General features: G+C 40.3%; 16 protein-coding genes. 3 read left to right on the top strand and 13 right to left on the bottom strand.

Going from position 1 to position 25,077, the window contains the following annotated elements; translation table 11 throughout:
• Positions 1-45 precede the first annotated feature (45 nt).
• The 6 genes from M1F25_RS00080 to M1F25_RS00055 all read right to left on the bottom strand — a co-directional run bounded on the left by M1F25_RS00080 (position 46) and on the right by M1F25_RS00055 (position 11,352).
• A complete protein-coding gene (locus M1F25_RS00080) occupies positions 46-621 on the bottom strand; it encodes a rhomboid family intramembrane serine protease (protein WP_096863656.1) in 576 nt (191 codons plus the stop codon).
• Positions 621-5,558 (bottom strand): DNA repair ATPase, encoded by a 4,938-nt coding sequence (locus tag M1F25_RS00075; RefSeq protein ID WP_181488941.1) that lies wholly within the window; start codon positions 5,556-5,558, stop codon positions 621-623. The genes M1F25_RS00080 and M1F25_RS00075 overlap by 1 nt, the downstream gene beginning before the upstream one ends.
• Positions 5,559-5,638: 80 nt before the next feature.
• Positions 5,639-7,840, bottom strand: a complete 2,202-nt coding sequence (locus M1F25_RS00070; RefSeq protein ID WP_094961989.1) for a flotillin family protein — start codon at positions 7,838-7,840, stop codon at positions 5,639-5,641.
• Positions 7,841-7,915: 75 nt separating this feature from the next.
• Positions 7,916-8,554, bottom strand: coding sequence for an OB-fold-containig protein (locus M1F25_RS00065; RefSeq protein ID WP_181488939.1), 639 nt, complete (start codon positions 8,552-8,554; stop codon positions 7,916-7,918).
• Positions 8,555-8,943: 389 nt separating this feature from the next.
• A complete protein-coding gene (gene nagK, locus M1F25_RS00060) occupies positions 8,944-9,855 on the bottom strand; it encodes an N-acetylglucosamine kinase (RefSeq protein WP_094962017.1) in 912 nt (303 codons plus the stop codon).
• 297 nt (positions 9,856-10,152) lie between these two features.
• Positions 10,153-11,352, bottom strand: a complete 1,200-nt coding sequence (locus M1F25_RS00055; protein ID WP_181488937.1) for an SGNH/GDSL hydrolase family protein — start codon at positions 11,350-11,352, stop codon at positions 10,153-10,155.
• Positions 11,353-11,575: 223 nt separating this feature from the next.
• Between M1F25_RS00055 and M1F25_RS00050 the strand changes: the two genes are divergently transcribed.
• The 3 genes from M1F25_RS00050 (at position 11,576) to asd (ending at position 13,421) form a co-directional block, all read left to right on the top strand.
• Complete coding sequence (locus M1F25_RS00050; RefSeq protein WP_004906261.1) at positions 11,576-11,836, top strand: type B 50S ribosomal protein L31; 261 nt, start codon at positions 11,576-11,578, stop codon at positions 11,834-11,836.
• A gap of 2 nt (positions 11,837-11,838) precedes the next feature.
• A complete protein-coding gene (ykgO, locus tag M1F25_RS00045; protein WP_004906260.1) occupies positions 11,839-11,979 on the top strand; it encodes a type B 50S ribosomal protein L36 in 141 nt (46 codons plus the stop codon).
• A gap of 335 nt (positions 11,980-12,314) precedes the next feature.
• On the top strand, positions 12,315-13,421 hold the full coding sequence (asd, locus tag M1F25_RS00040; protein WP_094961987.1) for an aspartate-semialdehyde dehydrogenase: 1,107 nt from the start codon (positions 12,315-12,317) through the stop codon (positions 13,419-13,421).
• Positions 13,422-13,491: 70 nt separating this feature from the next.
• Here asd and M1F25_RS00035 read toward each other — a convergent pair whose 3' ends face one another.
• The 7 genes from M1F25_RS00035 to dnaA form a co-directional block, all read right to left on the bottom strand.
• Positions 13,492-13,839, bottom strand: coding sequence for a DUF1622 domain-containing protein (locus M1F25_RS00035; protein ID WP_094961986.1), 348 nt, complete (start codon positions 13,837-13,839; stop codon positions 13,492-13,494).
• Positions 13,840-13,908: 69 nt separating this feature from the next.
• On the bottom strand, positions 13,909-15,492 hold the full coding sequence (locus M1F25_RS00030) for a phosphoethanolamine transferase (RefSeq protein WP_112308050.1): 1,584 nt from the start codon (positions 15,490-15,492) through the stop codon (positions 13,909-13,911).
• Positions 15,493-15,702: 210 nt separating this feature from the next.
• The gene (locus M1F25_RS00025) at positions 15,703-18,600 is read right to left on the bottom strand and encodes an autotransporter domain-containing protein (protein WP_181488936.1); all 2,898 of its coding nucleotides are present in this window, start codon (positions 18,598-18,600) and stop codon (positions 15,703-15,705) included.
• A gap of 298 nt (positions 18,601-18,898) precedes the next feature.
• Positions 18,899-21,313, bottom strand: coding sequence for a DNA topoisomerase (ATP-hydrolyzing) subunit B (gene gyrB, locus M1F25_RS00020; protein ID WP_004906247.1), 2,415 nt, complete (start codon positions 21,311-21,313; stop codon positions 18,899-18,901).
• Positions 21,314-21,331: 18 nt separating this feature from the next.
• On the bottom strand, positions 21,332-22,426 hold the full coding sequence (gene recF, locus M1F25_RS00015; RefSeq protein ID WP_004906804.1) for a DNA replication/repair protein RecF: 1,095 nt from the start codon (positions 22,424-22,426) through the stop codon (positions 21,332-21,334).
• Between the two features lie 9 nt (positions 22,427-22,435).
• A complete protein-coding gene (dnaN, locus tag M1F25_RS00010) occupies positions 22,436-23,536 on the bottom strand; it encodes a DNA polymerase III subunit beta (protein ID WP_004906243.1) in 1,101 nt (366 codons plus the stop codon).
• Positions 23,537-23,541: 5 nt separating this feature from the next.
• Entirely contained in the window at positions 23,542-24,933 is a 1,392-nt protein-coding gene (gene dnaA / locus M1F25_RS00005) for a chromosomal replication initiator protein DnaA (protein ID WP_004906241.1), read from the bottom strand.
• Positions 24,934-25,077 lie beyond the last annotated feature (144 nt).

Genomic DNA, 25,077 nt, shown 5'->3' with positions numbered 1-25,077 from the left:
TAGATAAATTACAAAAAATGAGTCACAACTGTGTTGGGATACTATTTAAGGTGAGAGATTATGGGTTTTTTGATGGAAACGATGACTTAGCCATGCATAGATGACCCCAGCAATAGCCCCTGCTATATGGGATTCAGTTGAGATGTACAAGTGAGTCGGTAATAAGCCGCTAGCCATTGTGCCAAAATAGAATAGCACTAATAACGCGATAGCTATATCAACCCAGCTTCGGCGGAAAAAACCTTGGGCGATGAGTAAGCCCCATAAACCAAAAACCCAACCACTGGCACCGATATGAATAGCATTACGACCTAATAACCAAACAGCAAAACCCCCAACAACAATAATAAATAGTGATGCAAGCAAATATGCCTTAATAGTACGGTGCAGTAATAGGGCACTTAGTATGATAAATGGCGGTAAATTACTGAATAAGTGCCCCCAATTACCATGGATAAATGGGGCAAAGAATATACCGATGAGCCCGGTCATAGTGCGAGGTATAATCCCGAATGAAGTTAACCCCCCAGCCATTAAGCTATTAATAAGCTGTACCGCAATAAAAATTGCGACAATGCAGACTAATAGCTTAATGCGAGGATGCCCTTGTAAATATTTCATTAGTGGTTACCCAGCGCTTGTACACTTTCAACAAGCGACGCTAACTGACCAACAACCCGATCACCAATATCTGTATTATCACCACCTAAAGATTTATTACGCATAAAGTCTTTCTTAATTTGTTGCCAACGTGCTGCATCTTTTTCGGTAAGTGTTCCTCGTAACTCAGCGAGTTTGAGTAAGTTTTCTTCTGCGCCGGTTGTGAGCAGCTGTGCCTCACCCAAGTAGTGGTCATCTAGTAATCTTTCAAGTTCATCATTATTCATAACGGAAGAGACTTTTTCGCTGAGCTTATTCATATTACGGTAACTACCTTGCAAGCGAAATGCGGGTTCTGTCCGGTACTTATCGGATTGTGCTGCACTGGCGATATAGTGTTGATTCACTTTCAATACAACATCTCGTAACTTGATTAATTTACTGATTACCGATGTGATTTCATTAATTTCTGCATCAGAGTACGGGTAACTTAAAGTGTTGGTAGAGACAGATTTACCCATCGCTTTATCAACAAATAAGTACAGGTCGTTCAGGTCTCGTAATGCAAGAGGGGCTAATACTGGGTTTGATGTCAGGCTGTTTTCTATATAGCTCAGGGAAAATGCTTCATCCATACCACCTAATACCTCACCAAGGTTATAAATATCAGCGCGGTTTGCAAGCATATCAGGGATTCGGAAAACTTCCCCTGACTCGGTATAGGGGTTACCTGCCATAACGACACAGAATTTTTTACCCCGCATATCATAAGTTTTGGTTTTGCCTTTCCAAACGCCTTCAATACGTCTTGTTCCATCACATAAGGAAATAAATTTTTGCAAAAACTCAGGGTGAGTGTGCTGAATATCATCAACGTATAACATCACATTATTACCCATTTCTAAAGCTAAATTGAGTTTTTCTAGCTCTTGTCTTGCCGTTGCATTAGGCGCTTGTTCAGGGTCTAGAGAAAGCACATCATGACCAAGAGCAGGGCCGTTGACCTTCATAAAAATTAGCCCTAAACGGTCTGCGGCATATTCCATTAAGGTAGTTTTACCGTACCCTGGTGGTGAGATCATTAAGAGTAGCCCCATGAGGTCAGTGCGTTTACCTTCCCCTAAAGCCCCAATTTGTTTTGCCATGTTATCGCCTATGATAGGCAAATAGACATCGTTTATCAGTTTATTACGTACAAAAGAACTTAATGGCTTTGCTTTATATTCATGCAGTTTTAAACGGCTACGCTCTTCAGTAACAATCTGTTGGCGCAGTGCTTGATACTGACGAAATTCGGGGATAAAACGTTTCCGTTGCCCTCGCATACGGCTGAAGTAGTTATCTAAACTCAGTGATAGAGTTTGGTTTTCAATGGTCGCATGTTCGCCAAGTAACCCGTTAACTTTAAAGTAAAGGTCAGCTTCACTAAAGCGAGCGGAAGCCGCTTTATCTAAGATAATAATGGCAATAGCGCCGGGTATGTATGGAACAAGGTGAGAAAATTCAGGGGTTGAGCACAGCCCTTGTAACCAGTTTTGAACTAATGACCAGCGCTGGGCATAGCGAGCCCCTAAATTTTGTTGTGAGCGATTAAAATCTCCCCACATATGGGCTTCTTCTAAGCGGCTCTGGAGTGCTAAAACTAATTCTCTTGCATATTTGCTATAGACGAGTTCTATCGGGGTTCTTGCAAGTGCAAAGCTAAGATATTCGGCGGCTTGAGTCTGCTCATAAGCTTGGCATTGAATGGGGTTATCTTGTAAAAACAAGCTAATTCCCGCTTCGATTTCGGCTTGTAGGTCAAGTAATGCATTGTCATTATGGAATAATTGGTGAATATTCATGGCTGTTCTTGCACGTTCAGGCCATAGTGCAGGAAAATCGTCATTTTGAACTTGTTGCCAATAAATAGCTGCGATAGCACGGGCTGTTGGGCTATACCGTAATAGATCAGCACTTTCACCGATTGGCAGTAGTTTTTTCAGTAAAGCAACAGCATCGTGGTCATGAATACCTTTTTCATAACCTTCTTTATAACGTGGGCTCGCAAAATCACGGACAATTTTTTCAAGTTTTTCCGTTGATGTTAATGCGTTTTTTAGGATATCAAAATTTAGCCCTTCTTGGCGTTTTGTTGCTGCATAGATAATTGAATAAGCAAGATATTCCGCGCGGTAAACCGTATCAGATTCAGACTCTAATGAGGCGCTCCAATAAGGTTTTAGCTGTGATAGTTGTTCATTTTCTATTGGTTCTTGGAAATCTGTCCCGGTGAGATAAACCCATAGTTGTTCATTTTTCGGTAAAATGGTGAGGTCCAGCTCTTGGGTATTTACACTGAACCGGTGACGCCCGAGCTTAATGACATTTCCACCATTTTCAAAAATATCTGTTTTATCACGTAAAACTCGAATGGCTTGGTCCCGAGAAGATTTCAGACGTGCGTCAATATCATCAGCTTTAACGTTATCGTTAATTTCCCTTAATTTTTCAATAATTTCACGGGTTTTAAGCGCCAGAGGGTCTGAGGCAAAGAAAGCATTGAGTTCATCTTGAGACTGTAAACGAGTTGTTCGTCGTTGCAGGCTGTCTAGTAGACGGTCTGCAGCAGTGACTAAATTTTGTGCGCGGCGCTGGCGGTCATCAATAAGAACTTGTTTATGAGATTCAAAGGTTTCGAGTAATTCTTCCCGCTTAGCCAAAATATCATCAAGAAATTCATCATGATTGCTAAATTGACTTTCGAGTTCTTCTAACTGAACAAGCAATCTTGATAACTGATCATCGCAACGTTCAGGATCAGTGGCAAGAGACAGAGCATTGGTAATGCCTTGGCTGAATAGGCGAAATTGTGCGCCAAATTGAGCGACTGTTTCCACACTGCTTTGTGATTTTCGTTTTTGTTGTAAACGAGCTCGAGATTGGTTTAGCTGAGCATAGATTTGCGAAATAGCATCAATAATGTGGGTTTGTTGTGTAACATCGTTGAAGCTTAGTGATGCCATTAGGTTTGAAAGCATATCTAAGTCAGCAGACATTTTTTCCATATCCTTCATGGGAATGTCTAACTGGGCACTGTTTTGGGCTTTTTCTATTTGTTCTTCGAAAACAGTTAATTGTGTTTTAAAGGGCTGTAACGCTTTATCACTAGCAAGAAAAACAGCGGTTTCTTGTGATACATATTGTTGATTTTTCTCTATTTCGCTTTCCATTTCGCTAAGTTTTTCTAAATCCATATAGCGAAATTCACGCAGTGAAATCAAGTGCCCACGTTGAGCACTTAGGGCATTTAAGCCATCAACAAATTGTTGAATATCAGCCCAACTTTCAGGCAATGTTAATGAAAGCAGTGATTTTTGGCGGCTGATGGCTTCATTCATTGATTTGGCAGATTGCTGCCGTATGCTTTCGACCTTTTCATATTCATCAAGGACGAGCTCACTTGTTTGAGTGATTTCTTTAAGCAATTTGCCAATATCAAGGCATTGCTCATCACCAAACCAGTAATAAATATCCAGTAAATTTTTTGCTCGTTGGCTGAGTTGTTCGTAGCGAGCAATAGAAATTTGGCTGCCTTCTATTTCTTTGGATACATGCAATATTTCAGAAATACCACGAACTAAGTCTGCATTACCTATACGGCCTAAAAAACCGCTACGAGTAGGCTGTTTGTCGGCAAACTCTTCTGAGTAAAATGGGGTCTGCCAAACTTGCATTGGGTGAACGCGAGTCGCTTCTTCCCCTTCGCCTTCAAATAACACCATTTTTCCATCTTCCAGCATGGCATAACCATGCCCAATGAGTGGAATTGAAAGTGTTCGTTCAATTAAATTGTAATTGAATAGGGCAATACGACCTTGATTTGGTGAATAGAAAACATATAGAACATCCTCTCCATTTGGGGAACGACGTAAACGGCGAAAACGCATTCCATCCATAGGCTGTTCAAACGTTTTATAATCACCATTTTGTAAGTAGTAACCGCCAGGGAAAATAATACCGTGGTCTTCTGGTAACTGGACGCACGCTTGCCCAATAGCATCAATACGTTGTACGGATTGGGATAACGTGTTGTAAACTAAATAACGCCAAGTTTCTTCCCGATAAGGTAAAACTTTTAAGATAATTAAACTGCCAGTTTGTGCGTATTCAATTTGGGCGTCGTCTAGTGATTGGTTTTTATCAAGAACCGCTTCTCGGTAAATCCCCAAACCATCTTCAGTGTTATTTTCACACTTGATGGTTAAATCACCGCCGATAGTTTCAATGAATACTGTGTCAAGAATATTTATGTGAGGGTATCGGCCGTTAACGGTGTCTTCTCGCGTGGTTTTTTGCCATTCAAAGTCATAGGCTGGTGGGAGAGCGATATCGCGTTCACCCCGGTTATCAATATACTCAATTTTGCGTTTGTCGCTGGAGATTGACCAGCGAAAAACTCGCACGTCCGTGATGCGATCGCCAATTTGAAAACTAGCAAGAAGTTTGCCGTCCCGTTCAACAAGTTGCAGTAACTGTGTGTTCTTATAATAGGTATAGAGTTCAGTAAAATCTTGAACAAAGCGATTATCACTCAAGAAGGTATCTTCATAAGGGACTGCTTCAACATCAAACTCATTGTCGTTTTCAATTAACCGATATAGTGAAAATACATCTTCGAGGTGCGTTTCTTTTTTTAGGCCGAGGAATACGTTATAGCCAAATAAAAGCCACTCGCCAACGCGGACAATGTCCCTTGCTTGGCAATTATTTTCAGTACGAATGCGAATGCGGCCAATGATGTCCATTTGGCTCTGGCCGAATTCATCCAACCGCATTTCATTGAGTTGAGCGGCTTTTTGATGAAGTTGTTGCCCTTGGTCGGTCAGGCGTTTGCGTAATATTTCATAAGCACCACCTTCTGCAACAGCACTATCGAGTATTTCTTGTTCGCGATCCGTATCCTGAATATCTGACATTGCGCAGCGAATTCCCTTAACTAAGACAATAAAAATGAAAAACAATAGGGGTAGGTTCACTACCCCAATGTGCTAAAGGTTTACAGTTGGTCATCCGTTGGTGGAATCGGTTTTGATATAACCGTTTTTGCTGGCTGATTAGCCCCTTTAGCTGCCATAAAACCGTTTATAAGATCTTGAACTTCGGGGTTTTTCAATAATGCGGCAATATCAACTTTTTTGTCTTCTTTGCTACGATTAATGAGTTTTTCAACATTTTCTTTTGCGAAACTGCTTTTATCCATAAAACCATCAACGGCTTTTCCGAGGCTTAGTGCTTTAGAGAAGGTGTTGAAGAAGCTGCCATCACCGCCCACAATTTCAATATTGGTTTTGCTAAGCGCTGCAGCCAATACATCAGCTTGCTCCCGGGCAATTTCTTTATTGGCGTCGATAGATGCCATGGCTTGTTCAAATTCTTTCTCAAGGCGCATACGAAACTCTTCATGAGAGCGAGCGGTATCGCTGAGATGATCCATAGATTTAAATTTGTCAGTTAAACCATCGGCTTCAGCTTTCAAGCGTTGGCGGATAACTTCTGCTTGTGCTGAACCTAATTGGCCTTCTCCTCGAGCTTGTGCTGCCAGTTTTTCTTCCAGTACTTTCGCATCAGCCAAGCCTAGTTTTTCTTTGGCATTGGCTTGTTGTTCTTCACCACGAGCTTGAGCAGCTAATTTCTCTTCAAGGATTTTCGCTTCAGCAAATCCTTGTTGTTGTTCTGCTTTGGCTTTGGCTTCCATTACCTGAGCTTCTGTTAAGCCTTTTTCTTTCAGCCCACGTGCTTCCGCTAACAATTTCTCAGCTGTAATGTTGGCAAGAACAAGACCTTCTTTTTCTTCCGCCTCTGCGGTTGCTTGGCGAACTCGAGCTTCTGCTAAACCTAATGCCGCATGTTCAGCTTCAACCCCTTCAGCTAAGCGTTTTTTGGCTTCAGCTTGTTTTGCTGATGCTTCTAATTCTGCTTGTGCCATGGTGCTTATTTCTTCTGCACGGTGCTTAGCACTGGCTTCATCGGCTTCGGCTTTTTTCACTTGGCGAACTAACGATTCTTCCGCTTCTGCTTGTGCATTAATCACTGTGACTTGGCGCATACGTTCAGCTTCAGAGACTTCACGAACTTCTTTGATTCGTTCCTCTTCCTGTGCCACGGTTTTTTCAACTGCTACACGTTCACGTATAACATTGGAGATATTTTTGCGTTCTTCTTCGAGTGCTTTTTCTTTTTCTATGCGCTGTAATTCAACTTCTCTTTCACGGGCAACAATTTCAAGCTCACGTGCGCGGCTCACTCGCTCTTCTTCGATAGCTACAGCACGAGTACGGTTTTGTTGAGCGACTTCAACTTCACGCATGCGGTTTTCTTCACGGATTTCAATTTCTTGCTGGGTTTGAATACGCGCTTGCTCTGCTTTAAGGCGTTCTTCTTCTTGAACACGTAAAGTTTCAGCTTGTTCACGGGCACGAATATTATCAATTTCACGTTTTTGGCGAGCTTCGGCATCGGCTTGTTGGCGCTCTAAAGCTAAACTTGCTTCGCGGGTTTCAACGTTTTTCTTTTGAATTGCGAGCTCTTGGTCACGCTCTTTTTGGTTGGTCTCAATATTGTGAATTGCGGTGATTTCAGTAATTTTACGAATACCTTCGGAGTCAAAGATATTATTTGGGTCTAAGGCTGATTTAGGTGTTTGTTCTAGGTAATCAATAGCTACATCTTCAAGGGCATAGCCGTTAAGGTCCTTTCCTATCACATCAACAATGCGGTCACGGAAGTCTTGTCGGTTTTCAAATAAAGTGGCTAAATCCAGTTGCTTACCTACTGTTTTTAAGGCTTCAGAGAATTTTGCACTGAATAACGTGCTGACCGCTTGATGGTCTGATGCACGGTCAACACCGATAGCTTTTGCAACTTTCAGCACGTCTTCCGTCGTTTCATTCACTCGCAAATAGAAAGCAACGGTGATATCAGCACGTAAGTTATCATGACAAATCAAGCCATCTTTACCGCGGCGATCAACTTCAAGTGTTAGCAAAGAAATACGCATGAATTCTTTTTTGTAGATGACAGGGTAAACTAATGCCCCTGTAAAATGCACTTTAGGCTGTGATGACATGTCATTGACAATCAAAGCAGTACCTTGTGGGACTTTGATATAGAAGGCTTTGAATAACCCAAAGAACCCTAAAATAACTAGGATGATCCCCCCGATAATTGTTAAAAAGGGCATTAGTGCAGCCAAGTCCATATTGATTCTCCATTGGTTCTGACGATGACGTCATTTCGATTATGCAAGCAAGATATTTATTTTTAAAAAGAGAAGTTATCCGTGGCGAAATTCATTTTCACTGACAACTTGATAACTGTGCGATGCTGCGTCATAGCTAATGATGACTACACGATCACCGCGTTTTAACTGTTCTGAGGATGGGGCGCGTATTTGTAGAATTAACCCAGCTCCACCATCTTCTAATAGTGCCTCGCCATTTTGTTCAGTTACCGCTCCTGACCGCACGGTGGCGTATTTACCAATAAGCTGTTGTACTGTTTTTGGTTTATTGAGGCTTATTAGTTTTTTGCGCACAGGTTTTAAGCACAAAGCAGTTAAATGAAGAGAGATAAATAGGGTGATCGCAAAAACGGCGAAGCTGACGAGATAGCGTAATAAGTCAGTATCAATGAAGCGAACAAAGATATGTACGCTGAAATAACTGATTATCCAGCCAAAAAGAGTAAATAACGTGACAATAATGGTGACAGGGATCCCTGCTAAGCCAAGCTTAGTTAACCAGCCAGCAAAACCGGTTGCATCAATACCGGCATCAAATTCGGTATCAATATTAAATACGTCGATATCCAATAAACCAAAAGCGGCACATAACCAATAAAATAAAACAATGATTAGCAAACCACTAAAGATAATTGTTGGGAACATCAAACTGTTATGGAAAAACAAACTCATAGGGTTTTCTCTTTATTATTAATACATTATTGAGTTTACGTGAAAAGTAACGTTTGTTTAATTTATCACCATAAAATAATTTAACTTAATAATATATTTTTTAATTAATAGCAGTATCAGACTAGTCTATAAGCACTTTTATTTTTTGGGAGTTTCTTATAACACTGGTTGTTTATCCAGTTTTATTTGGTGAAGTTATTCCTAAAGTCTTATTGATAATAACAGGGCATTGATAGGAGAGAATTTTACCATTAATCGTTAAGTTGATGATAATCATTCTCAAACAAAGAATGGGGGTTTAAAGTACAAAATGGGGAGAATAGAGTTGATTAAGGTGATAAATTTGCGCTTCACTGTTTAAAGCATCTATGAAGCGCAAAAAAGTAAGATTAGTCTATCAAGTTCAGGAATGCCGCACCTCGTGCACCTCCAGAGTCACCATAACGTGCTTTTTCAATTGCAGGTAGTGTTGCGATGCCATAAAGGTATTGTGGAAGCACTTCTGGTAGTTGTTTATAGATTTCTTCAAACTGTGACAAACCTCCGCCAATAACCACTAAATCGGGGTCAAAAACAGTGACAATTTGCCCCATAAACATCGCAAGTAATGACATATAGCGGTTAACATGTTCTTTTGCTTGAATATCACCTTGTTTATATTGTTCGATAATTTCGATAGCGGAACGTTTTTCATTGGTGAATGAGGAATAAATACGCTCAAAGCCTGGGCCTGATAGGTAGGTTTCAAAACAAGCAGTTTGGCCACAGCCGCAAGTTATTTCAGGAACTTTTTCCCCTAACAGCTTGGCTCCACGAACGCTGAGGTTCATATGGCCAATTTCTCCAGCGATTCCATTTTTACCGGATAAAACTTTGCCATTTATAATAAACCCACCGCCCACACCAGTCCCTAAAATTAAACCAAGGACGGTAGGATAGCGTTTGAAGTCAGGGTCCCAAGCTTCTGATAATGCAAAGCAATTTGCATCATTTTCTACTTTTACTGGGCGTTGTAATATATTAGCAAGATCATGAATTAAAGGTTTGTATTGTGCAGTAGGGACATTGGTTGTAAATACGGTTCCTTCAGCATGGTTTACGATACCGGGGACGCCAACACCAACTTTTCCTTGGCAATTAAATTTTTCATCTGCTTCGAGTGTGAGTTCGAGAAACGTATTTAAGAGCGTTTGGTAGTCATCTTTGGGTGTAGGAACACGCTTTTGCCAGACCTGATTTAATTCGTTGTCAAAGACGGCAAGCTCAATTTTTGTCCCGCCCATGTCAAAGCCGTAATACATTTTCATCATCCTTTAGTTATTTATGTATCATGTATCTATATGATAAATAATAAATGAAAGTGCTAATTAACCTGATTATACAAAAGTTATTTGATGAAAGAATTATTGATTTAATATTTATTTTTATATTCACATGAAGCTAGCCACAGACAGCTGACAAACATGCAATGCTTGGAGGCAAGTCAAATAAGTTATTGATTTTCTCATGATAAAACAAAGTGAGAAAATCACGCTTTTATCTCGCATTATCAATCAAAGTTAGCAGATACCTACTAGCCTTGATTGATAAATAAAACATTATTTTTTGTTGTTTAGTGGGTTGTACTCTTCTAAGATAAAATTATGCAATTCCATTGCAATAATGTTATGGACTTCCTGAGTAGGATGAACATCATCGATAAAAACATAATGGGGGTCAATTTCTAATGGGGCGGTATTATCACGGCGAATATAACCATTAGTAAAAGCTTTTTCTATATTATATGCTCCCGGTGAGTTTTTATTTATGTCGCCAACTACACTCGTTATCTTTTTCATTACGTTATTAATATTAAAGTAATTAATATTAATATTTTTGTTTAATTTCAATTGGTTAATTATAGTCTGAAGCTTATTATTATGCTCTATGCTGAGATTTTGTATTTTTCGTTGTTTTTTCGGTGATCTGGTTTTTATTGCAGGGGTTTGGGATAGATCAGGAAGCCCCATCACTAGAATATTTTTCGCACCATTTTTGATCATTTTTTTGATTATTTTTTCTTGACTAGAGATAACAACATTGACATTTTTTTTCGAAAAGGTCATATAGTCATTGGCACCAAGAAAAATAATATCTAAACTTTTGTCATCAAACTTAAGGTGTCTTGTTTGTTTTTCGATATTTGAAAGTATGGCAAATTGAGGGTGAAGTGTGGACTTAAAATAAGGTGCACAAGTTGAGCCACCTTCCGACTTATTCGTGAGTGTAACTTTACCTTTACCGGAATGGCTTAGCATCGTATTTGGCATGGTGAGAAACTCAGGCCATGTAAAACCATTAGTGAACCGTCCATCATAGTATTGGTTAGCATTAGTGAGTAATCCACACGACTTTTTATGCATCCTTCCTTCAGAGTCAGATAAGCTGTCACCAATAACTGTGACACTATCAAAATAGGTTATCGGTTCTTTTTTCCCTATATTAAATTTATTTGAATAAGCAGTAGCTAATTGGAATTGATCTCCAGGAATTCTTTTTTCTGTATGTTTGCCCAAAAGTGAGCCATCTACATCATCGCTGGAGGGGGACGTCATTATATGAAATGAAGACGCCCCTTTGGTTCTGCCGTCATTAGGTAGTACAGAAATGTTGTTACCAATATTATAGGGGGTGCTCTGTGGCAAGTTATTTTTAATCGATGCTATTTTTTCCAAGGCTGGACTGGTGGTATAGGGGGGTACTGTTGAATTAGGTCTGTGTGTAATTGCACACTGAGTTCTATCGGGTATCGATGTCATAGGAGTCCTTATTGATTGGGATACTTCTCGATAAAACTATCAATCAACAGACAAACACAGTATCAAATAAAGATTATCTATAATGACATGACTAATAACTAAGAGATTAATGCATATAAAACAATTAATTGATTGATAATCATTATTATTGTCGACAAAGTTATTGCATCGCTTTTTAAAAAAATGTATTGTTATATTATAACATTACATTTAGGTGGTTATTATGAAACAGGGGATCCATCCACAATACCGCACCGTGGTTTTCCATGACACAAGTGCAGACGCCTATTTTAAAGTAGGTTCAACAATAAAAACTGAAAAAACAATCGAGTATGAGGGTGAAATATTTCCATATGTCACGCTTGATGTCTCTTCTCAGTCACATCCGTTTTATACCGGTAAACAGAAAATGATTTCTCAGGAAGGTAAAACGGCACAGTTCCAGAAACGCTTTGGTCGTTTTTTACAGTCAGAGGGTAAATAAAGATGAAAGTACTGAGTTCATTAAAAACGGCAAAAACCCGTCATCCAGATTGCCAAATTGTTCGCCGTCGTGGGCGGGTGTATGTCATTTGTAAAACAAACCCGCGCTTTAAAGCAGTTCAAGGCTGCAAGAAAAAACGTTAGTTATTGAATTTAAATATAATTATAAAATTTCCTGTATCGTTTTATATTTTATCCGCTTAGCCATTGCAGATTATTGCTCTCTGCCGTGGCTTTTTTTATTTGTTTTTTTGTCCACTGATTCCCTCGATTATTAGCATGATTACTAATCTTCTTATTATTAGTGATGAAATTCACTTGCACATAGATGCATATTTTGTCAGGTTTAATACATCCGAAAAATTTCTAGCTTCAATTTTTGTGAATACTGAATGAATGATAACAATGACGGTATTTACTTTGTGGAGTCGAAACTAGAAATTTCTTGGTAAAAATTTAAACGAACAGGGTGAGTAAAAATGAAAAATGTAGGGTTTGTTGGCTGGCGAGGTATGGTCGGCTCAGTATTGATGCAGAGAATGGTAGAAGAACGTGATTTTGATGCGATTCATCCTGTTTTCTTTACCACATCACAACATGGTGCCGAAGCGCCTGTTTACGGTGGTCACCGTGGTGTTTTACAGGATGCCTTTGATATTGATGCATTAAAATCGCTGGATATTATTATTAGCTGCCAAGGTGGTGATTACACTAATGAAGTTTATCCTAAACTTCGTGAGTCTGGTTGGAATGGTTACTGGATTGATGCAGCGTCTTCATTACGTATGAAAGATGATGCGATTATTATTCTTGACCCAGTGAATAACCAACATATTCAAGATGGGTTAAATAAAGGCATTAAGACCTTTGTTGGTGGTAACTGTACGGTAAGTTTGATGTTGATGTCTTTAGGTGGGCTGTTCACTAATAATTTAGTGGAATGGGCATCTGTTGCAACTTATCAAGCAGCATCAGGGGCAGGGGCTCGTAATATGCGTGAGCTTCTGGCACAAATGGGGTCTTTACATACTCAGGTCGCTAAAGAACTCCAAGACCCAGCTTCTGCTATTTTAGATATTGAGAAAAAAGTCACAGATTTCACTCGTAGTGGCACAATGCCAACGGATGCATTCGGCGTACCATTAGCGGGCAGCCTGATCCCGTGGATTGATAAAGCATTAGAAAACGGTCAAAGCCGTGAAGAATGGAAAGGCCAAGCGGAAACGAACAAAATTCTTGCAACAGGCAATAACATTATTCCAGTTGATGGTTTATGTGTACGTATTGGTGCGCTGCGCTGTCATAGCCAAGCTTTCACATTGAAGCTGAAAAAAGATGTTCCGTTGAATGAAGTTGAGCAATTGCTTGCCTCACATAATGATTGGGTGAAAGTGGTTCCTAATGACCGCGAAATTACTATGCGTGAGTTAACTCCAGCGGCAGTTACTGGTACGCTTAGCACTCCTGTTGGTCGCTTGCGTAAACTGAATATGGGCCCTGAATACTTATCTGCCTTTACGGTTGGTGACCAATTATTGTGGGGAGCCGCCGAGCCTCTTCGCCGTATGCTAAGAATTTTATTATAAGCGCGGCACAGCGATAAGTCGTATTCGATAAACCTGCATAATTCAATATGCAGGTTTTTTTGTACCTAAATTACTGACGAGCAGGTTCATTCTGCGGTGGCTGGTGTTCTAACTCTTTTGCCAAGAAGTAGTTCAAGAATGTTCGGATCACGGCAATAATACCTAATTTGATGAGGCTATCTAAATCAGGGTCGACGGTCGTTGCTAAAATATCTGCAGCGAGTTGGAACTCCAATGCAGTCGCTAACCAATCACCAAAACAATAGCGAGCGGTACGTGCTTTTTGGGTTTTCATCCACACGATTAGGGTCTTGATTAACCCAATCACCACGCAGATGACTGAAATTGCTTCTAAAAGTAACTGGAGTACGTGAACACTAGACACCAGTAATTCACGTAAAAAAACTAAATCGAACATTAAAACCTCGATAGGTAAGCAGGATTCATATTTGTTAACTATGGGCAAATATTCGCAAAATATCGAGTTTTATTGTGGATCTATCGTCTCAGAAGGTAATTGGCTAATGGATAAAATATTTCGATTGCCATCGATTACCTGAATATTTTTATTGGGTTGATAACATTCACGTAAAGGTGATAAGCAAGCTTGCTGTGAACCTTGTTGTATATTAAGCCAATCACTGATTAGCCAATAATTATTCGCAGTAGAATAGGGAGACTGTAAATTTTCTGGGCTGATACTTGGTTTACTGGCGCTTTGACTGTACCAAATCAGCAAGGGGATTTCATAGGCTTCTTTTCTTGGGTTGTTAACGCCATGGTGGTAGTGAATATTGTTATCGCTGTCTAGGCGTTGCAATGCGTGGTCTGAATAGTACATCAAACTCGCAGGTTTCCCTTCGAGCTGTTGCATTAGGCTTTCGATAAATTTATCGGTATAAGCAATTGAACTGTCGTAGCAATCGTCATCGTCTTGGCCACTAAATGTTTTTAGCTCATCTTCAGGAAAGCGGTTACAGGCAGGTTCATGGCTGCCATAAGTATGTAACACAATGAGTTTTTTCTTATCAGTAGGGTCATTGATTGCGTTATTGAAGTCATCTTGCAGCTCTTCATCGTAGCCGACAAATTCGTTCCACGTTTTCTTTTGTGACATAGAAGCAATAGCAGAAATGATACTGGTACGTTTATTGGTTTTTCCCTGGTTGCTGACCCAATAGGTTTTAAAGCCCGCATGATTGGCTAATGAAATGATATTGTCCGAATAGTGTGATTTATCCTGCATTTGCTCAAAGCGAATATTAGACAGTGAAATAGGGACTGACAAGATAGTCACAGGTGCAGGGGAATAAGCTTGTTGAAACGCCAATATTTGTGATTTGCGCTTATTTAAGTTAGGCGTTGTATCATACTGATAGCCGTAAAAACCCATATGGTCACGGCGCAATGACTCACCAATGACAAGAACATAGATTTCAGTTTCAGACGCTTTTTTCTGGTAGTTAAATGCGACCTTTTGTGATGATATTTTTTTTATGCCTCTGTTTTCATATAAATTTTTGACTAAAGCTGCCGCATTGTAGAAAGGGGTATTTAAGAAGTATTTTTCTGTGATTAATAACGCGCTATCAGGCTTGCTTAGTAATGAGGCGTAATAGGTTGGAATAGCTAATAGATAGCCACAAAGTAGAGCCATACTTGTCGTTGTTATACGACGATTCATGTATTTTGCACATTGATGAATACATGCTAAATAAGCAGAAAAAACAAATAAATAAAAAATAACATAACCAATGTTATAGGAAAGCATTCCTACGGTTTCACTGCTATTGGTATTGATAAAAGTTTCTGCAATCGAAGAAGAAAAGCGGATATCGTGTTTTTGATAAAAGAAGAATGAAACAGATAAATTGAGTGCCCACAGGAGTGAAACAAACACAGTGAAAATTTTGCCAAGCAAAAAGCGATAAATACCGGCACATAACAGTATTATCAGCGCCCCTGAAATGACGATGGCAATGTCAGCCATAATGCTGGCATCTCCACTGAAAAATACAGGGGTGATAGATATCAATAATGCATAAATTGAAATAATAAGTTGGCGTATCATAGTGTTATTTTACGTATTTTTGACCTTACCTGAGGTTATAGAGACAATTAAAAAATAGTTAATTAACATCTAATTAACTTAGGGCGTTGTTTGTTTATAACATAAAAAAAGATAAGATAATCAAAATAGTGGCGTAAAAAACTGTAAAATCTCGTGATGTTTAGTCATGACCTGCCCCCCACAAGTTGCGAGGGGAGGTAAAGTATTGAGTTAGAAAGTTACCGCAATTTTGGCATCAATATTGTTATCGTGATAATTTTTTGATAAAAATTTATTATAATTAATTGATAGCTTAGTATTTTCTTTTATATTGATATCGGTACCGACTTTTAATGCGACACCATGGCGTGATGCAGGAACACTATGCGTTGTAAATGAGCTCGTGGTATCGGTAAAATTCAATTTTAGTCCTCTATTTAAATTTCCGTATTGATATTGCCAGTTAAGCTCACCGTGTAAACCGATATTTGATGTTTTACTCAATTTCCATTGGTTATCAAGGCGTAGCCCAAGGGTTGATAACACCGTATTGATGCGCTGTTTACGTGCCTGTAGTGATGTGCTGTTGATGTTCTCATTAATAGCATGATTCATTGCGCTGATATAAGTGAGATTGGTAAATGGCTCAATATTTATCCCTTTTGAGTTAATTGGATAGGCCAGCTCCATAAATGCTTGATGTGTGTTAGTGTAATAGCTCGCTGAGTGACTTGTACCATCACTGATTGAGCGTTCGGTGTGAATGAGATGTGAAGTGTGACCGAGCCCTGCACGAACCGCGATAGGTTGCCATAAAGCGCTACCATAAATGGCGGCATGGTAGTTATTACTGTTACCTTGGTCAAAGTGGTTAGATAAGTCACTTTGGCTAAAACCTGCGGCGATACCTAATGTCATTTTTTCGTTAATAAAACGTCGATTTGCCCCAAGCAATAAACCATAATTTGATGATTTATACCCAGTGGCATTGTTATCGTCGGTCGTTTTATCCCAATCATAGAGCATTTTGACCCACATATTGCCTTTGTTTTCGCTACCCCATGATTCAGATAAGCGAGCTTGCTTAAGTAGTGTTTCTTTAATCTGACGGCTATTATTTATTTGATTGGATAATACGTCAGCGTATATTTGGCCAGTGACATTGCGAAATATCGTTTGAGCTTGTTGTTTTGTTTGGCTTTTCAACGTTTGTTCATAAAGCGCATGGTGCGTAGGAAGTGTTTCAATGGCTTCAGCCACTGCGATTTGGTTTTGTGTTGCTGCCGTGCTGGAAAATGCCGTGTTATTACGTCCTATTTTTAGTGTGACTTCTTTGGGGGTGTAGTCTAGCGTCGTTCCAATAAACTGGTAATTAGGTACAACGGCATCAAATTGGCCAGCAACCCCTTTTTGAGCACTTAATATCGTATATTGTGTATCAAATAACTGGTTGATATCTTGCTTAGAAAGCGGGCTATTTTGATTTTCAAGAGTGACACTGACGGTCCCGCCCTTTAATGAAGCTGAGCCTTGGCTAATGATCTTATCGTTTTTACCTGCTGGATTGATTTCAACCAAATAATGGCTATCTGGTGCAAAACTCACGGAATCAACAATATTAATTGTGCCAATTGAGTGGCCTGGTGCAACAACAGCACCTTGGTTGGCGGTTAATTGATGAATGCTTCCATTGCCCTTTAGTAAACCGTGGTGGTTAATATTAACGGAAGCTCCGATTTTGCCGTTATCTAGGACCAACGCGCCTTTATTGATATCTAATGCCGAGTCTAAGGTTTTTTTCAGGGTGACGGTCCCGCCATTAATATGGGATTTTTGCGAGTATTTATTTTCACCCGTTAAAACTAAATGGCCTTGGTTTACCGTAAAGCCTGCGAAGGTATTGTTGCCAGATAATACTAATGTTCCTTGGCCCTGTTTCGTTAACTTTCCTGTGCCTTGTATATTGTTTGTCCATTCATCTAACTTTCCAAAATTAGCAATATCAAAGTCATTAGTGTTTTGGTTGACGATAAAGTTTTCATATAAATAAGCGGGGCCATGATAAGCCGCAGGTAGGTTAATTAATCCCCAATAAGAGTTCGGATCATTTTCTTTGATATTCCAACCTGCAATTGACTGGCTTGGATATGCCGTGCTGGCTAAAATATTATTCCATTGTGCATTATTCAAGTAAGGGAAACGTAATCGAAGTAAATAACCCGCCGTTTTAGGGATATTTTTAGGGTCGATCATTGGTGTATCTTGTATTTCTTTTTTTCCATAATAACCAATGTGGTCATTGGTAATAGGGGAAGAAACGGTTAGGCAATTTTGTATGTTATTTGAACATGATGATGAAATGTCATTACGAATATTTTTTGCCGATTCAACAATGAATTTGGTGTTTTTTTCATCGGATAGTAGCTGTGATAATAAATAATAATTACCTACACGGGAAGCGATGGTATCGGTGGCGAAGTGTGCGCCAACAATCACGCGGCTTTCACCGTATTCAATCGCTCGGTTGAACGTTTCACTGCCTTTTTCAGGGAAAATCATCGCTAATACGGCAGCTTGTTTAAAACCATTCCACGTATGGCCACTAGGGTAAGATGAGCCCTGTATTTGTGAGTAGCCCGCAATATAATGGCCTTCATCATTCAACACTTGATAAGGGCGACCGCGTTTAAAATGGTCTTTAAGAATAAAATCGACTGACCGAGTACGCTGCTTTTTTTCATCATAAGCACGAGTACTTGTGTCATGTAATAAATTGATTTCTTTGTATTGGCTATGGTTTCTTAGGTTAATATCATGTTCGCCAAACAGGATGGTTTGATAACTATTAAACAAATAACCTGAGTTTTGGGATTTATCCGCGAGTGCTAAATTTTTCCTTTCACCTGTAATACTGATGTATTCGTTGCTAATCAGCCTATCTCGCTCAGCAACTTCGCTACCTTCTTTAGGTGTATCATTAATAATATTGTGCTTTATATCTTCAAGCCATGCATTTCTTGTATCGATAATATTTTTCTCTAATTCTAAAAGATTCGTTTTTGCTGTTAGAGTATTGGTGAATATGAATGGCAATAAGGTCATTGATGCTGAAATAAAAATTTTTCTCATTATAACTCCGCCGATGCTATTGGTAAAAATTTCATTTGGCGGAGTTTATTTATAATATATTTATCTTTTATGACAGTTTTAAAAATAAAAAAACGTTATTAATTAAAGTGATAAGTTTTATTTTTAATTGTTTTGTTTTTTACGAAGAGGCTTTTTATTGATTGGTTTTGTTTTTCTATTATTTTATTATTGGTTTGATTAAATGGTAAAAATAAAATAATAGCTATAAAAAAAATCATAAAAAATAACCCCAAACTTTCGTTTGGGGTTATTGAATAACGTTTAATTAGCAGAATAGTTAAATATCAATATTTGCTGCTTTTAATGCATTCTCTTCGATAAATGCACGGCGCGGCTCAACAGCATCACCCATTAATGTGGTGAATAGTAAGTCGGTTGCAATTGCATCTTTCACCGTTACACGCATCATACGGCGCGTCTCAGGGTTCATGGTAGTTTCCCAAAGTTGCTCAGGGTTCATTTCACCAAGACCTTTATAACGCTGTACGTATAGGCCGCGACGTGACTCACGTGTTAACCAAGCCAAAGCTTCTTCGAAGTTACTGATATCTTGACGGCGTTCACCACGCTTGATGTAAGCACCTTCTTCAATTAAGCCACTGATTAAGTCACCTAAATGAGTGATACGGCGGTATTCACTGCCATGAACAAAATCAAAATCGAGATTATAGTCGGTATCAACACCATGGGTGCGAATACGAATAGTTGGTTCGAATAATTGACGTTCACGGTTTTCGTTAATGGTATAACTATATGTGCTACCGAATTGCTCGTTATCTTCTAAGCGCTTAACCAGAGTTTTAGCCCATTCTTCCACTTTTTCGCTGACTTTTAAATCATCTTCAGTCAAGGTTGACTGATAAACCAAGCTGTTAAGTAGGGCTTGAGGGTAAAGGCGCTCAAGACGACGAATAATACGGTGTGCGGCATTATATTCGACAACCAGTTTTTCCAGTTCTTCGCCTTTCATTGCTGGAGCTTCGGCACTTAAATGCAGTTCAGCACCATCAAGGGCGATAGAAATCAGGTAATCGTCCATCGCATCGTCATCTTTAATGTATTGCTCTTGTTTACCACGTTTCACTTTATACAGAGGTGGTTGAGCGATAAAGATATGACCACGTTCAACAATTTCAGGCATTTGGCGGTAGAAGAAGGTCAACAGTAACGTACGAATGTGCGAACCATCGACGTCCGCATCCGTCATGATAATGATGCTGTGATAACGCAGTTTGTCTGGGTTATATTCATCGCGACCAATACCACAACCTAATGCCGTAATCAGGGTTGCAACTTCTTGTGAAGAAAGCATTTTATCGAAACGCGCTTTCTCTACGTTTAGAATTTTACCTTTCAGTGGCAAAATGGCTTGGTTCTTACGGTTACGGCCTTGTTTTGCAGAGCCGCCCGCGGAGTCCCCTTCCACAAGGTACAGTTCAGATAGCGCAGGGTCACGTTCTTGGCAGTCAGCCAGTTTACCTGGCAAGCCAGCTAAGTCTAACGCGCCTTTACGGCGAGTCATTTCGCGGGCTTTACGTGCTGCTTCACGTGCGCGTGCTGCATCGATGATTTTACCCACAACGATTTTCGCGTCGTTTGGGTTTTCCAGTAAATACTCAACTAATTTCTCATTCATCATCGTTTCAACCGCAGTTTTCACTTCGGAAGAGACCAATTTTTCTTTGGTTTGTGATGAGAATTTAGGGTCTGGAACTTTCACTGAAATAACGGCAATCAGACCTTCACGTGCATCGTCACCGGTTGCGTTGACTTTGCTTTTTTTCTGATAGCCTTCTTTTTCCATGTAGTTATTCAATGTACGCGTCATTGCTGCACGGAAACCAGCGAGGTGAGTTCCCCCATCACGCTGAGGAATGTTATTGGTGAAGCAGTATACGTTTTCTTGGAAACCATCATTCCACTGCATTGAAACTTCGACGCCAATACCGTCTTTTTCAGTTGAAAAATAAAAGACAGAAGGGTGGATAGGGGTTTTGTTACGGCTTAAATACTCAACAAAGGCTTTAATACCGCCTTCATAATGGAAATGGTCTTCTTTGCCATCGCGTTTATCGACGAGCTTAATAGAAACACCTGAGTTTAGGAACGATAACTCACGTAAGCGTTTTGCTAAGACGTCGTATTCAAATTCAGTCACACCTTTGAAGGTGTCCATGCTTGGCCAAAAACGAACGCGTGTTCCTGTTTGGTCGGTTTCGCCGACTACAGTCAGAGGCCCTTGAGGCTCACCGTGTTTGTAGATTTGCTCATGAACTTTGCCATCACGGCGGATAACTAATTCTAATTTTTCAGATAAGGCGTTAACAACGGAAACCCCAACACCGTGCAAACCGCCGGAGACTTTATAGGAGTTGTCATCAAATTTTCCGCCAGCGTGCAGAACGGTCATGATAACCTCTGCGGCGGAGACGCCTTCTTCTTCGTGGATACCTGTAGGGATACCACGTCCATCATCCTGTACGGAGATAGAGTTATCGGCATGGATAGTGATCACGATATCATCACAAAAGCCTGCGAGGGCTTCGTCGATAGCGTTGTCGACAACCTCGAAAACCATGTGATGAAGACCTGTTCCATCGTCTGTATCACCGATATACATGCCCGGGCGCTTACGCACCGCATCCAGTCCTTTTAATACCTTGATACTTGAGGAGTCATATGTATTCGACATCAACGTTTCCTGCTCTTTCTATTCCTGAGGTTGAACTTCTATTTTGCCATGTTCTACACTAAACATCTTGCTATTTGCATCTATCATATCATTAACTTGCTCAGGTGTAATGGCACTGACAAACACTTGCGCTTGTGTAGCTTTGAGGCGGGCTGCCAGCAATTGGCGACGGCCTGCATCAAGTTCAGAAGCAAAATCATCCAGTAGATACAGGCATCGTTGCCCGCTCTGATGGGTGAAAAATTCACCCTGCGCTAACCTTAATGCACACATAAGTAGCTTCAATTGCCCCCGCGAAAGCATATCTTCAACAGGGGTTCCATTTGCTCGTATACGCAAATCCGCTTTATGTGGCCCTGAAGCGGTATAGGTTAGCGCTCTATCACGCTCAAATTGGCGCTCTAATTGTTCTGAATAATCAATTTCTTTATCCCAACCACGTTGGAAGGATACCGAGAGTGAAAATTCGGGTAAAAATTGTTGGCAAGTTTGCTCAATATTTTCGGCAATACCTGCAATATAGTCATGGCGCCATTGGCTTATTTGCTCAGAAAGCGGTGCCAGTTGTTTATCCCAATGACGAATTTGCTCATAACGGGTAACTTGTCGTAAAGCGGCATTACGTTGCTTTAATAACCGTTTTAAATCTGACCATACTGAAAAAAACAGTGGGTCATTGTGAAAACAACCCCAATCAATAAAAGCCCGCCGATATTTAGGACCACCATTTAGCAAGGTAAACCCTTCTGGGGTAATCAATTGCATTGGCAATAATTTTGCTAGTTCTGCAATTTTATGGCCATCAGTACCGTCTATTCGAACTTTACTGTCACCATCACGGTTTTTGCTTAAACCTAATGAAAGGTCGTTTCGCTGTTCATCTAAATGGCTAAGTTTACCATGAAGAATGAATTGTTCTTGCTCATGACGAATAACCCGGTTCGCTTGAATGCTGCGAAATGCACGACCATGACCGAGTGTATATATGGCTTCCAATATGCTAGTTTTTCCGCTCCCATTGGGGCCAATTAAAAAATTGAACCCATTAGCAAGGGAGAGATCCGCGTTTTCAATATTTCGAAAATCACGGATCAATAAACGCGAAAGGATCATAAATACCGATTACAAGCGCATTGGCATGACAACATACACGGCTGCTTTACTATCAGCGTCTTCAATCTGCACACTGGAAACGGCGTCGGTTAACAGAAGTTGCACATTTTCACTTTTTAGCGCATTTAAGACATCTAAGATGTAGCTGACGTTAAAGCCAATTTCCATTTCAGTACCTTGGTAGCTTACATCAACAATTTCTTCAGCTTCTTCTTGCTCTGGGTTATTGGCAGTGATGCGTAATTGGTTTTCACTGAAATATAGACGGACACCACGGAATTTTTCATTTGATAAAATAGCCGCACGCGAAAATGCTTGTTTAAGTAAATCACAGCGTGCTTCTAAGGTTTTATCTGGGTTTTTCGGTAGTACTCGGCGGTAATCAGGAAAACGGCCATCAACCAATTTAGAGGTAAAGATAAAGTCCCCCACGTGAGCGCGAATATTATTACTGCCGATTTGCAGCTGTAGAGGAGTATCACCGCCATCTAACAAACGCATTAACTCAATTACCCCTTTACGAGGCACTATCACTGAATGAGAGGGTAGCGATTGACCAATATCCATCGCGCACACGGCGAGCCTGTGCCCATCGGTTGAAACGGTTCTGAGCATTTGATCTTCGGTTTCAAATAGCATGCCGTTGAGGTAATAGCGGACATCTTGGTGCGCCATTGAAAACTGAGTGGCTTCAATTAAACGTTTCAGTATTGATTGCGGAAGAGAAAATTCCACTTCGCTTTGCCAGTCATCCAAGTTTGGAAAGTCAGCGGCTGGCAACGTGGATAATGAAAAGCGGCTACGCCCAGAACGGACGAGCAGTCTGTCATCATTCAGCTCTACATGAATTTCAGAACCTTCAGGTAACCCACGCCAGATATCAAAAAACTTGCGTGCGGGCACGGTTGTTGCGCCAATTTCATGTTCCCCAGTTAGGGCAACATTGGCCATCATCTCCATTTCAAGGTCGGTTCCAGTGAGTTGGAGGGTACCTTCTTTTACCTGTAATAAAAGGTTACCTAAAATAGGCAGAGTTGGACGCCCACCTAAAGGACCACTAACCTGTTGTAACGGTTTTAATAACTGCTCGCGTTCTATTGTAAATTTCATAGCAATTAAGATGATAATGTTCTGATTAAATTAGAAAAATCTTCTTTGATGTCATGGCTTTCTTCCCGTAATTGTTCAATTTTACGACAAGCATGTAACACCGTGGTATGGTCACGGCCGCCAAAGGCATCCCCGATTTCAGGTAAACTATGGTTAGTCAGCTCTTTCGCCAGTGCCATTGCCATTTGACGCGGACGTGCGACAGAACGGGAACGGCGTTTAGACAGTAAATCTGCTACTTTAATTTTATAATATTCAGCAACTGTTTTTTGAATATTATCAATAGTTACCAGTTTTTCTTGTAGTGCTAATAGGTCACGCAGTGCTTCTCTGACAAAATCGATAGTAATCGCGCGGCCAGTAAAGTTTGCGTTGGCAATGACACGATTTAACGCCCCTTCTAACTCACGAACGTTCGAACGAAGGCGCTTGGCGATGAAAAAGGCCACTTCACCCGGAAGTTGAATCTCATTTTCATCTGCTTTTTTCATTAAAATCGCCACGCGAGTCTCTAACTCAGGAGGCTCGATTGCCACGGTTAAACCCCAGCCAAAACGCGATTTTAAGCGATCTTCCACACCGTTAATTTCTTTTGGGTAACGGTCGGAGGTCAAAATAATTTGTTGATTACCTTCAAGTAGCGCATTAAAAGTATGGAAAAACTCTTCTTGCGAGCGCTCTTTGTTAGCAAAAAACTGGATATCGTCAATAAGCAATGCATCTACAGAACGGTAATAACGTTTAAATTCTTCAATTGCGTTGTTCTGTAGAGCTTTGACCATATCTTGAACAAAACGTTCTGAATGCATATAAACCACGCGAGCGTTGGCTTTATGCTGCATAATACTATTGCCGACAGCATGTAATAAGTGGGTTTTACCTAAACCTGTCCCACCATAAAGAAATAATGGGTTGTAGGCCCCACCTGGATTTTCTGCCACTTGCCTCGCTGCGGCGCGAGCCAATTGGTTCGATTTACCTTCAACAAAGTTATCAAAAGTGTGCTTAGGGTTTACATTTGAACGATAAGCAACTTCTGGTTGTACTTTGGCTGAGTTGTCCCAACTCGGTTTAATTGGGGCTGACGGAACGGCAAACGCAGGTACTTGTTGAGCAGTACGAGCTTGTGTTGCTGCCGGTGCGACTGTAATCGGTTTGTTGCCTACCTCAAAGTGTAGTGCAGGCGCGTCAGTTCCACAAAAGTCATTCAATAATTCATTGATATTATTGATGTACTTGTCTCTAACCCAGTCGAGAACGAAACGATTTGGGGCATAAAGTGCCAGTGTATTGTCGTTTAATTCAGCTTGAAGGGGGCGTATCCACATACTGAATTCTGTGGCAGGTAGTTCATCCTGCAATCGGGCAAGACATTGCTGCCAAAGCGAAAGTGACACGTTGGACTCCCCTAAACAAGGTCAATGGAACAAGAAGTACGGATGTAAACAAAGAAATTTCTCGGGCTTACTTTTAATCGCATGTAGTTTAATAGCATGTAGTAGCATGACCCAAAAATGTTTTAGATTAACTCTTACTTACTG

It is taken from the genome of Providencia sp. PROV109 (assembly GCF_033681625.1).
In the GTDB taxonomy this organism is placed as follows: domain Bacteria; phylum Pseudomonadota; class Gammaproteobacteria; order Enterobacterales; family Enterobacteriaceae; genus Providencia; species Providencia hangzhouensis.
This window is presented reverse-complemented; position numbering and strand designations above follow the sequence as displayed.